Source organism: Acinetobacter celticus, assembly GCF_001707755.1.
GTDB lineage: Bacteria > Pseudomonadota > Gammaproteobacteria > Pseudomonadales > Moraxellaceae > Acinetobacter > Acinetobacter celticus.
Map to the genome: position 1 here is coordinate 14,349 of NZ_MBDL01000004.1, position 12,265 is coordinate 26,613.

Annotated in this window: 11 protein-coding genes; 7 read left to right on the forward strand and 4 right to left on the reverse strand. The window is 39.9% G+C overall.

Features of this window, described 5'->3' with window-relative positions:
• Positions 1-138 precede the first annotated feature (138 nt).
• The 5 genes from BBP83_RS03785 to BBP83_RS03805 all read left to right on the forward strand — a co-directional run bounded on the left by BBP83_RS03785 (position 139) and on the right by BBP83_RS03805 (position 4,385).
• Complete coding sequence (locus BBP83_RS03785) at positions 139-1,302, forward strand: acyl-CoA desaturase (protein ID WP_068886086.1); 1,164 nt, start codon at positions 139-141, stop codon at positions 1,300-1,302.
• 110 nt (positions 1,303-1,412) lie between these two features.
• Positions 1,413-1,742 (forward strand): DHCW motif cupin fold protein, encoded by a 330-nt coding sequence (locus BBP83_RS03790; protein WP_068886087.1) that lies wholly within the window; start codon positions 1,413-1,415, stop codon positions 1,740-1,742.
• Positions 1,743-1,820: 78 nt separating this feature from the next.
• Positions 1,821-3,266 (forward strand): protein adenylyltransferase SelO, encoded by a 1,446-nt coding sequence (locus BBP83_RS03795; RefSeq protein ID WP_068886088.1) that lies wholly within the window; start codon positions 1,821-1,823, stop codon positions 3,264-3,266.
• A 91-nt stretch (positions 3,267-3,357) separates the two neighbouring features.
• Complete coding sequence (locus BBP83_RS03800) at positions 3,358-3,963, forward strand: L,D-transpeptidase family protein (protein ID WP_068886089.1); 606 nt, start codon at positions 3,358-3,360, stop codon at positions 3,961-3,963.
• A gap of 44 nt (positions 3,964-4,007) precedes the next feature.
• Positions 4,008-4,385, forward strand: a complete 378-nt coding sequence (locus BBP83_RS03805; protein WP_068886090.1) for an MmcQ/YjbR family DNA-binding protein — start codon at positions 4,008-4,010, stop codon at positions 4,383-4,385.
• 467 nt (positions 4,386-4,852) lie between these two features.
• Here the strand turns inward: BBP83_RS03805 and BBP83_RS03810 are convergent, their stop codons facing one another.
• The 4 genes from BBP83_RS03810 to baeS all read right to left on the reverse strand — a co-directional run bounded on the left by BBP83_RS03810 (position 4,853) and on the right by baeS (position 9,364).
• On the reverse strand, positions 4,853-6,208 hold the full coding sequence (locus BBP83_RS03810) for an amino acid permease (RefSeq protein WP_068886091.1): 1,356 nt from the start codon (positions 6,206-6,208) through the stop codon (positions 4,853-4,855).
• A 180-nt stretch (positions 6,209-6,388) separates the two neighbouring features.
• Positions 6,389-6,895 (reverse strand): GNAT family N-acetyltransferase, encoded by a 507-nt coding sequence (locus tag BBP83_RS03815; RefSeq protein ID WP_068886092.1) that lies wholly within the window; start codon positions 6,893-6,895, stop codon positions 6,389-6,391.
• Positions 6,896-6,993: 98 nt separating this feature from the next.
• Positions 6,994-7,680 (reverse strand): response regulator, encoded by a 687-nt coding sequence (locus tag BBP83_RS03820; protein ID WP_068886093.1) that lies wholly within the window; start codon positions 7,678-7,680, stop codon positions 6,994-6,996.
• Positions 7,681-7,690: 10 nt separating this feature from the next.
• Entirely contained in the window at positions 7,691-9,364 is a 1,674-nt protein-coding gene (gene baeS, locus BBP83_RS03825; RefSeq protein ID WP_068886094.1) for a sensor histidine kinase efflux regulator BaeS, read from the reverse strand.
• A gap of 135 nt (positions 9,365-9,499) precedes the next feature.
• On the opposite strand from baeS, the gene BBP83_RS03830 reads away from it, so the two are divergent.
• Positions 9,500-10,114, forward strand: coding sequence for a hypothetical protein (locus tag BBP83_RS03830; RefSeq protein ID WP_068886095.1), 615 nt, complete (start codon positions 9,500-9,502; stop codon positions 10,112-10,114).
• Positions 10,115-10,409: 295 nt separating this feature from the next.
• A complete protein-coding gene (locus tag BBP83_RS03835; RefSeq protein ID WP_068886096.1) occupies positions 10,410-12,212 on the forward strand; it encodes an acyl-CoA dehydrogenase C-terminal domain-containing protein in 1,803 nt (600 codons plus the stop codon).
• The last annotated feature ends 53 nt before the right edge of the window (positions 12,213-12,265 follow it).

Genomic DNA, 12,265 nt, shown 5'->3' on the forward strand with positions numbered 1-12,265 from the left:
TTAGTACAATACAACTGTACAATAAATACTGTAAACAGCTATTTGCACATGCTAATATGCTGAAGTCTTAATCCATATTAAAAATATGGTTTTTACTTTCCATTAAAACCTCCCAAGGTTCTAGGAGTACTGCTGGAGATGTCCGCTCCCCTACCCAAAGCCCCAATAAACTGGATTGCTATCTTCGCTCTGATATTCTTGCCAATTGTGGCAATAATTGCAATTCCGTTATATGCCTATCACCATGATTTCAGCTTCGCTGCTTGGATCAGCATGTTTATTTTGCTGGGCGTCAGTAGTTTGGGCATCACGGCAGGCTATCACCGTCTATGGGCGCACCGCGCTTATGAGGCGACCTTGCCATTAAAAATTATTTTAATGATTATGGGTACGTTTGCCGTTCAAAACAGTATTTTGTTTTGGGCTTCAGGCCACCGTACCCATCACCGCCATGTTGACGATATCGATCAAGATCCGTATTCAATCAATCGTGGTTTTTGGTATGCACACATTGGTTGGATGCTTCGTGATTATCCATCCGGTGCGTCCAATTATAAAAATGCACCCGATTTATTAAACGATAAATTGGTGATGTTCCAAGACAAATACTATGTTCCGCTCGTCATTGCCGTTCATGCAGCCATTCTTGTACCAATTGGCTGGGCTGTGGGTGATATGTGGGGTGTATTGTTATTGGGCGGTCTCATGCGCTTAATTTTAAGCCATCATGTAACCTTCTTTATTAACTCACTGTGCCACATGTGGGGTTCTCGTCCTTATACTGACGAAAATACTGCACGTGATAATTTCGTCCTTGCTATTGCCACTTGGGGCGAGGGTTATCACAACTATCATCATATCTTCCAATACGACTACCGTAACGGTGTGAAATGGTGGCAGTACGACCCAACCAAATGGCTAATTTGGTCATGTTCAAAACTTGGTTTAGCAAAAAACTTGCGTCGTATTCCAAGCTTTAATATTAAAAAAGCAGAATTGGCGATGCGTTTTAAATATGCTGAACAAGACTTGGCTGTATATGGTCACAATGTCAATGAAGATATGGCCTCGGTTAAAATGCGTATTTCACAAGAATACGATGCTTTCTCTCAAACCCTCAATGACTGGGCGAAACTGAAAGAACTAGAAATTCAAGCCAAAAAAGCCTCTGTGGCAGAAAAAATTCACCAAATTGATGACAAGCTAAAAGTTGAATTTCAATTGGTTGAACAACGTCTTTCACATCATCGTCAAACATTGAATTTATTGGTCAGTAGCTTAAAGAAAAAAGCCACGAGTTAATCATTTAGTTAATTTTTTGAATAAAAGAAAAGCCCTGCACATGTAGGGCTTTTCTTTATGCGCAATACGCGATAAAAGTAGATGTCCTCAATCTAAAAGCACATTTTAAAATGGAAATGAACAATATTCCCTTTGGCACGACCAACTGGGATGAAATAGACGCGGTAAAATATGAGGGTGAACAAGGCTACGCACTTTGGCGCACACAACGTTTTGGGCCAATTCGGGTTCGTGTTGTAGAGTATTCAGCGGGTTACAGCGCTGACCATTGGTGTGTGAAAGGTCATATTTTGTATTGCTTAGAAGGCGAACTACATACTGAACTGAAAGACGGTCGCCTGTTTGTTTTAAAAGCGGGTATGAGCTATCAGGTTGCAGACAATGCGGAAGCGCACCGTTCTTATTCAGAGACAGGTGCACGTCTATTTATTGTAGATTAATCGTGGTTAAGTAATTACAGCACATCACGACGTCCAACTTTGCTATAGTTTTCACAATTTAGTTCGTATTCCATACTCATGCACTTTAATTCACGCTATCCAACGCTTTCTTCTAAGCTGTATCACCATCAGCAACCTTTGCCCTTAAAAGGTGCCAAAGCAGGTCATTTCAATATGTCTTTAGCAAATCAATTGCAATGGTCAGAGGAAGACAAAAGCGCATGGGTTGAAATTTGTAGCGGTCAAAAGACCTTTGCCGAATTTGAACCTTTGGCTATGGTGTATGCAGGTCATCAATTTGGTCAGTGGGCAGGACAATTAGGTGATGGTCGCGGTTTATTGATTGCGCAAATCTTGGATCAAAACAATCAAACCATTGACCTACATTTAAAAGGTGCAGGTTCGACTCCCTATTCACGTATGGGCGATGGTCGTGCCGTTTTACGTTCGGTGATTCGTGAATATTTGGCAGGTCATGCCTTGAATGCTTTAGGTGTTCCCTCGAGCAATGCAGTAGGTTTTACCACGTCAGAGCAAGGCGTACAGCGTGAAAAGTTAGAACTAGGCGCCATGATGTTGCGCACTTCAGATTGTCATATTCGCTTAGGACATTTTGAATGGATCAATCAATATCAACCTACTTTATTGTCTGAATTTACCCAAAAATGTATTGAATGGCACTATCCTAAATGTTTAGATGCCGAACAACCTATTTTGGCTTTTGCCACGCAAGTCATTCAACGCACCGCCGTGATGATTGCTCAATGGCAACTGGTGGGTTTTGCACATGGGGTAATGAATACCGACAACCTGAATATTACAGGTTCAACGCTAGATTTTGGCCCTTATGGCTTTATGGAACGCTTCCGCCCGAATTGGATTAACAATCATTCCGACTACAACGCACGCTATACTTATCAACAACAGCCGAGCATTGGCCACTGGAACTTATGGAATTGGCTCAATAACTTAGTCCCACTGTGCCCTGCCCATTATGAAAAAGAACAATGGAAAGAAGATTTGGCGCAATGTTTAGAACATTTTGAGCCAATTTTCCTAGAGCATTATAAACATGGACTAAGTCAAAAAATGGGCTTACCAAGTTTCCATAAAGACAGTTTCGATTGTGCAATGGCGTTCCTACGAATTTTGCAATCCGAGCAATTAGATTACACGCAAAGTTTTATTCGTCTGCAAAATAAGTACTACGACCAAATTAAAGATGATTGCCTAGACCGTCATCAATTTGAAAGTTTCTTCGCACAATATGAAAGTATTCGAGAGCATCAAAATATCGAAGCTTTAGATGCGCAAATGACACTTGCCAACCCGCAATATATTTTGCGTAATCATATGGCGCAGAAAGCCATTGAACTGGCCGAGCGTAATGATTTTTCAGAAGTTGAACGTTTATTTCAACTACTTAGTACACCATTTACAAGACAGCCCGAACTTGAAACAGCCTCAGATTTAGCACCTCTACCGACTGATATTCCAGAAATCATGGTGAGTTGTTCTTCTTAAAAGTAACTCACACTTAACTGTAAAATTGTGGATAAATTAAACGTTATCCACAATCCATACTTGTTTTGGTGATAAATCATTTGAGACAAAAATGAAAAGAAAATACATATTTATTTTAAGTGGAATTTTTTCCATCTGCCTGCTTTCAGCTTATGTATTGTATGACCGCTATGGCAAGTACCTTCCCACAACTGCTAGCGATGTCGCATTTCCAGTGGCGCTAACGGTTGTACAAATACAGTCTATTCGTCAAAACACCCCTATTGATATTATTCACGTCTACAAAAGTCAGCGCTACTTGGTTTTAGAACATCAACACAACATGATTCGTCGTTACCCAATCCGTCTAGGGTTTAATCCTATTGGGCATAAAGCCCAAGAAGGTGATGGAAAAACACCTGAAGGTCGCTATGTCATTGATTGGCGTAATCCTCAAAGTTCTTTTTATAAGTCGCTTCACATTTCATACCCAAACGCGAAAGATCAGCAAAAGGCGCAGCAACTTGGGGTTTCCGCAGGTGGCGATATCATGATTCATGGCTCTGCCACGACCAAACAAGTCAAAGTGTTACCAAATTTGATGCATTATTTTCCTCAAAAAGATTGGACGTGGGGCTGTATCGCTGTACGTAATATTGATATAGATGAAATTTGGCAATTGGTGAATAATGATACGGTGATTGAAATCCATCCATAATGACTTTAGGTCATGGCATATTCATCTTTAAATGAAAAAAAATTATGACAACATTGCATCAATATACAGCGAAGTTTGCCCTTGCTCTGCCTGAAACCCATTGCAGTCAGCCTTTTGGTGAAGGCTGTGATGTCTATAAAGTGATGGATAAAGTTTTTATGCTGAGCTTTTGTTTAAACGGCAAAGCAGCCATTAATTTAAAAGTCATTCCAGACAATGGTGCAATGCTTAGAGATATTTATCCCTACATCCACGCGGGCTGGCATATGAATAAACAGCATTGGATTTCAGTCTTTGAAGATGAAGATTTGGATGAATCTTTGGTGCAAGATTTAGTGCTGAACTCTTATGAATTAGTGGTGTCAAAATTAAAGAAAGCTGAAAGGCAAAGAATTGAATTACTGAGAACAGAGACATTTTAATGGGTAAATAACACAACAGAGATACGCTTTCAATTTCCTGTTGGAAAACCATGAAACATCCATTGTATCCCCCATAAAATAGTGAGGACTAAAATCACAAAAATCATGATTTCCAATTTTTTCATTCTTAAATATTTCTAAAATTAATATATTACACGTTATACAACATTATTTAATTTTGTTATTAAAGATTCATCGATGACTTGTATAAGTCAAACAATGTTCAATATTCATTTAAAAAAATCTGCATGGCCTCATTTGATTGATTGAGTTTTATGCCTTTTTTCGGCTTGATCTCTACTTTTAAAAGTCAAAAAAATCTAATGCCATAAATAAAGCCATTCTAATGATGAGCACAATAAAACCACTTTATAATTTTTTATTCGTTCGAATTAACAATATTGAAACTTATCTAGCTTGAAAAAAAAGGACTCATACTTGAGCCCTTTTATACATTTAACAAATACTTAAGCTTTTCGAGCCCGCAATATCTTAAATATGCCAAACAAGAGTAAAATCCATACGGGCAACATCAGCACTGACAGCATAAATCCCTGACTCCACATAATGTAAAGAATCATCAGCATAAAAGCCAAGACCAAATAATTGGTGAATGGCGCAAATAACGCTGGGAACTTGGTCTGAATACCCTGCTGTTTCATGGCCTTTTTGAATTTTAAATGGATTAAACTGATCATCATCCAATTTAATACTGCAGCTGCCACTACAATATAAATTAAATAACTTAAGGCTTTTTCAGGCACAAAGTAATTCAATAAAACACAGCCAAAAATAAGCAATGCAGAAAATAAAACGGCAGGAACAGGAATTCCTTGTTGAGTAACACGCTTAAAAATTTGTGGTGCATTGCCTTGCTCTGCCAAGCCCAGTAGCATGCGACTATTGGCATACATCCCACTATTACACACCGACACAGACGCCGTTAGAATAATAAAATTCAGTAAATGCGCCGCCCATTCAATGCCCATTTGTTTAAAAATAAGTACAAATGGGCTTTTATCTAGGCCACCCAAATCGAGTTGATTCCAAGGCACCAAAGACAACAAAATGGCTAAAGAACAAATATAAAATAGAAATACCCGAATGACGGTCTGGTTGACGGCTTTAGGAATATTTTGGTCAGGATTTTCTGTTTCCGCAGCGGCCATACTAATCAGTTCAATGCCACCAAAAGCAAACATCATAAAGGCCAACATATAAAATAGACCTTCAAAGCCATGTGGGAAAAATCCGCCATGTGTCCACAAGTTGCTAATAGAAGCCGTTGAGCCTACATCTGCCGTCATCAGCAAATAAATACCGAAAATAATCATTGCCACAATCGCAAGGACTTTAATCATTGACAGCCAAAATTCAGATTCAGCATATAGCTTTACATTGGCTAAATTTGCAAAGGTGACTACCACAAAAAAGACCAATACAGAGATCCAAGCAGGAATATGAGGCCACCAGTAATTGACATATTTTCCAATCGCGGTTAGCTCAGTCATCACGACCAAGATGTAAAGCACCCAGTAGTTCCAACCTGTTAAAAAGCCTGAAAATCGTCCCCAATATTTAAAAGCAAAATAACTGAATGAGCCTGTAACTGGTTCATGCACAATCATCTCGCCCAGTTGGCGCATAATTAAAAATGCAATTAGGCCACCAATCATATAACCCAAAATAATGGACGGGCCAGCCGATTGAATGATATGTGCTGAACCTAAGAACAGACCTGTGCCAATTGCACCGCCCATAGCAATCATTTGAATATGACGGTTCTTTAAACGGCGCTGAAGTTTAGGCGTCTCGCTGTTCAAAACAGACTCTCATTGTATAAAAACGTGAATTGTAAATGTTAAGTGCTGTATAACCTAGCCCATCAATAGAAATCGTTTTTCTTGGTTCACATTTTTTGGGTTCAGATGAGCCATTCGATCAGAAATAGGCTTAAATTTGATCGAATAGCCTCTTATCTACTTCAAGAAAAAACTACACCACTATTCCGTAGCATTAAATGCCTCGTGATAGCTCACCTCCCCTTGAGGGATAGAGCCAACAAAAGAAATCACTTGGAAATATTCTTTTGGAACGTCTGGCAAAGTTAAATCAGGTACAACCTGAAAACCAAAACGACCATAATAATTGGGGTCGCCTAATAAAACACAGCCCTTTGCACCTAAAGTCTTCAGCCTAGCCAAAGTAGCATGCATCAGCATTGTGCCAATACCCAAACCTTGTTTATGCGGTAAAACTGAAATAGGCCCTAAACCATACCAGCCAGTCTCACCTGAAGAAATTTTAACGGGCGAAACGGCAACATGTCCCACAATGGTTTGTTCTTCTTCTGCAACCAAAGAAATGCTTAACTGATGATGTTTTCTTAATTGATTGACAATAAAATGTTCCGTATGACTGGTATGCTCTGCATGCAAAAAAGCCGATTTGGTTAGGGCTTCAATTGTTGCAATATCTTCAACTCTTTCATCTCTAATTGTTATATTCATCGTATTTTTCCTATCCTAGTTTTCGCTCATAACTTTTGCTTCAAATAAAAAGCGGATAAGCCATGACTAATCCGCTTTTTTATACATCCTAAATAAAATTAATCTTCAGGATATTCAAAACGGTAACCTACACCATACACCGCTTGAATCCACTCGTGACGGTTACCTGTTTCGGCAGCATCTGAAATTTTACGGCGTAAGTTTTTAATATGACTGTCAATCACACGGTCAGCCACATCAAAACTGTCTGGGTTAATATGATCTAACAATTGTGCGCGTGAATACACCTGCCCAACATGCTCCAAAAACAGTTCTAATAAACGGAATTCCGTCGGGGTTAAATTCAATGTTTTTTGTTGATACCAAATACGCTGTTGTGCTTTGTCCATACGGAATAAATCATTGCTTTCAGGTTCAGCTTTCCGCTCTAGACGACGTAAAACAGCTTGAACACGAGCCACTAACTCTTTCGGACTAAAAGGTTTACACACATAGTCATCTGCACCCATGTTTAAACCCAGTACACGGTCTATTTCTTCAGTACGTGCTGTCACCATAATAATCGGTAAATCTGACTGTTCACGGACTTTACGGCACATGGTCAAACCATCCATGCGTGGCACCATCAAATCCAAAATCATCAGACTGGGTTTGCGTTGCATAAAGCTTTCATAGGCTTCTTGTCCATCATGAAACATGCTGACTTCAAAACCAGCCGCTTCTAAATAATCACGCACCAGTTGTGCAAGTTCTACTTCATCTTCAACCAGCATGATATGTTTCATGTAAGTGTCCTTATTGTTTCATCTGTTTTGGAAAAGTCAGTTTGCATCGTAAACCGCCCAATGGTGAATGCTCAAAACTCAATTCACCGCCCAAGGCTTTTGCCATTTTCACGGACAATGCCAAACCTAAACCTGTACCACCTGTTGCACGTGTACGCGAATCATCAACGCGGTAAAAACGCTCGCCTAAACGTGCCAACTGTTCAGCAGTCAACCCAAATGGACTGTCATCAACATAGAGTGTCCATTGCGTTGCATTCTGTTCCGTATGTACCTGCACCTGCCCGCCTGCTTCGGTATAGCGAATACTATTGCCCAGTAAGTTCACCATAATTTGCTTAAAGCGGTCTATATCCAATTGTAAAATTTCGCCTTCACCTTGTGCTGTAATCTGTAAACCTGCTTGTTCGAACTTCGGCTTAAAGTTTTCAATTTCCTGTAACACCACATCCCAAGGGTTTATTTCAGTCAAATAGACATTTAATTGTTGCGCTTCTGCCTGCGCCAAATCGGCTAAATCTTTGGTTAACTTTTTCAGGCTATTGACTTGACGCAACATCGACGCAAAGTGTTCTGGCGTTGGCTTACGAATACCGTCCTGCATTGCTTCAATTTGTGCCTGTAACACAGCCAGCGGTGTTTTCAACTCATGCGAAGTATCTGCAACCCATTGGCGACGTGAGGTTTCATGTTGATCTAGAATGACCGCGAGCTGATTCAACTCTTGAGATAAGTCCCCCAATTCATCATTTCGATTTACTTTCACCTGATGTTGATAATTACCCTTCGTCAACTCACGTGTGCCGTTTAATAAACGCTGAATTGGCTGTTTAAAATAGGTCGCTAATAATAATGAAGCAATTAAACTGGCCAAAATGGTTAAGCCATAAACCAAAAGTAAATATCGTTTTTGATTACTAAAGAAGTTAATACTTAAAGCATCATCTTGATCTAATACTGGTTTAAGGCCTAAATAACCCACCACTTGATTCTTGACGACTATCGGTCGATAAGACACAGGATTATCAGAAGGCTCACCCACCACAAACTGATGCTTCTCATCATACAAAGATAGGCGTGAGCTTAGACCTAAACGGTCTGGCATTTGAATAAATTGCTTTTTACCACTGACCGTTTGTGGCGTATTGGTAGGCGTACTTTCTTTTTTCGCGTCTTTGTCATTTGAACGACGGAAAACATTTTGATTGTCACTTAATGGAAATCTCAAACCATCAAAAGGTTGAAATTCAGAAGGTAAATTCAGTTCTAAAGCCTTAAGTTCTTCTTGATCCACAACATGCTTCGTGCCTTGTGATTCAATATTTTTTACAGTAAATAAAGGATTGGTATTTTCCTGAAAATAGCGCTGTTGCAAAGCAATATCATACTGACGACGCAACCACCAACGAGACAAACGATCATAATCATCTGGCCCGGCCTTGCCTTCTATCTGTAAAATTTGTGCCTGAATCGCATTCCCCCAATCATGGTAAATGTCATATACATCCGCTAAATTTCCAATTAAATGATCCAGCTTCTGCATTTCGACATCGGACACATACTTGGTGAAATTGCGTTGCATATTCCAATGAAGCACGCCTAGGCTAACAGTTGTAATGACCAAAGTGGTCAATAAAACTGTTAGAAATAAACGTAAGGCAATGGGGATACGACGAATTTTCAAGATCAATATCTCTATTTTTCTTCTAGATTGACCATTGTAACGAACACTGAATCAAAAAACTCTCCATTGTTTCTACATCATTATTATTTAATCTTTAAGCATTAAATAAACAGCATCTGTAATGGGGAATCTACAATGAATCACATAACAAAAATTGCTTTAGTCAGCGCAAGCCTTTTATCAATGGGTGCATTAACCGCGTGTCAATCGACCAATACCACCAAAGATACGGATCAGCCCCAAAGAATGCACAGTCAAAAACATGACCGTAATATCACGCCCGAACAACGTGAACAAATGCAGCAGATGCGTGCTGAACGTCATGAAATGATGAAGCAAGTTAAGCACGCCTGTGACGGCAAAATTGCGGGTAGCACAGTACAAATCAAAACAGGCAATCAAACGATGGATGGTACTTGTACGACTGTATTTAAAGCTGACCGTAAAAATATGAAAGAGACACACGGCGCACGTGGCGAACACCATGCCATGCATCGTGATAAAAATAGTCCAATGATGATGCATCGTGATGAACCCTTAACCGATGCTAAACGTGCAGAACTTACCAAACAGTTTGATCAACGCTTAGCAGAGCGCCAAGCAAAACAACAAGCCGTTTTAAAAGCATGCCAAGGTAAAGCTGATGGCACCGCAGTACAATTTAAAGTCGGTACACAAACCATTGACGGTAAATGTAAAATCCGTTTCCAACCTAAAATGCCAGCACCTACGCAAGTAAAAATTGCTTAATCCTCTCCCCTACATCAAAAAGGCGCTTTCTGCGTCTTTTTTATTGGACATATTTTTTTACGCTTTTTGACTATTTGTATCATTCCAATTCAAGCAAAACTGTTTACACTCAATGCACTTAGCATTTTCAAGCCATAAATCTTTGACTTTACAGTCACTAAGAAAACCCTTAGAAAAGCTTGTACCTTATTAGAAGATGTTGCACGATTAAGCCATTCAAAGATGCATCTACAAAAATGCATTCAAATGTTGATTAAGATTATAAGCTGGTTAAACCAGTATTGAGGAAACCGATATGCCACAATACAAAGCGCCCTTACGTGATATGCAATTTGTTTTGCATGAATTATTAAATGCAGAAGAACATTATGCAAAATTGCCTGCATTCCAAGACACAGTAAGCCGTGAATTGGTTGACCAATATTTAGAAGCTGCTGCAGATTTCTGTGAAAACGAATTATCTCCAATCAACCAAAGCGGTGACCGCGAAGGCTGTACATGGAACGATGGCGTTGTAACCACACCAACAGGCTTTAAAGAAGCGTATCAAAAATATATCGAACTTGGCTTTCCGTCTTTGTCTGCTGAAGAGCAATACGGCGGTCAAGCTTTACCTGTTTCTTTAGGTAACGTGATTTCTGAAATGGTCGGTACTGCGAACTGGGCATGGGGTATGTACCCAGGCCTATCTCATGGTGCAGTTCGTACTTTAGAACATCACGGTTCAACTGAACAAAAAGATGCTTACTTGCCTAACCTTGTTTCAGGTGTTTGGACAGGAACCATGTGTTTAACAGAATCTCATGCAGGTTCTGACTTAGGCATTATTCGTACTAAAGCTGAACCACAAGCTGACGGTAGCTATGCAATCACTGGTGAGAAAATCTTTATCTCAGCGGGTGAACATGACATGGCAGAGAACATTATTCACATCGTTCTTGCTCGTCTTCCTGGTGCACCAAAAGGTACCAAAGGTATTTCTTTATTCATCGTACCGAAGTTCAACTTAAATGCAGACGGTACTGTGGGTGAGCGTAACGCTGTACGTTGTGGTTCAATTGAACACAAAATGGGTATTCATGGTAACTCAACTTGCGTCATCAACTTTGATAACGCCAAAGGTTTCCTGATTGGCCCTGAAAACCGTGGCTTAAACTGCATGTTCACTTTCATGAACACTGCACGTATTGGTACGGCTGTACAAGGTCTTGCAGCATCTGAAGGCGCATTCCAAGGTGCTTTGACTTATGCAAAAGACCGTTTGGCAATGCGTTCACTTTCAGGTGTAAAAGCGCCAGAAAAAGAAGCCGATCCTATTATTGTGCACCCTGCTGTACGTAATATGCTTATGACGCAAAAATCTTTTGCTGAAGGCGCACGTGCACTGGTTTACTTGTTGTCTTTACATGCAGATATCGTAGAAAAAGGTGCAACAGAAGAAGAACGTAAATCTTCTGACAACATCTTGTCTTTGTTGACTCCAATTGCAAAAGCATTCTTGACTGAAACAGGTTCAGAGTCTGCAAAACACGGCGTTCAAGTGTTTGGCGGTCACGGCTTTATTTCAGAGCATGGTATGGAGCAAATTGTACGTGATACACGTATTGCTTGCTTGTATGAAGGAACAACTGAAATCCAAGCGCTTGACTTGTTAGGTCGTAAAGTTTTGGGTACTCAAGGTGCAATGTTGAAAGACTTCACTAAGATTATTCATAAATTCTGCGATGCAAACAAAGACAATGCAGATTTGAAAGAATTCCTTGAACCACTTGCCGCTCTAAATAAAGAGTGGGGTGACTTAACCATGCAAATTGGTATGAAAGCGATGCAAAACCCAGATGAAGTGGGTGCAGCAGCCGTAGATTACCTCTACTTCTCAGGTTATGTAACCCTTGCTTACCTTTGGGCGCGCATGGCACTTGTTGCACAGCAAAAACTTGCTGAAGGTTCTACTGAAACTGGCTTCTATAACGCAAAAGTAACAACGGCCCGTTTCTACTTCAAGAAAATCTTACCACGCGTGCGTTCACACGTTGAGGTGATTTCGGGTGGCCTAGAGCCATTGATGGCATTAGATGCAGACGATTTTGCATTCTAATTTAAATATCTAATCTGATATTTAAAAAACTGTACTCTAGAGTACAGAAATAG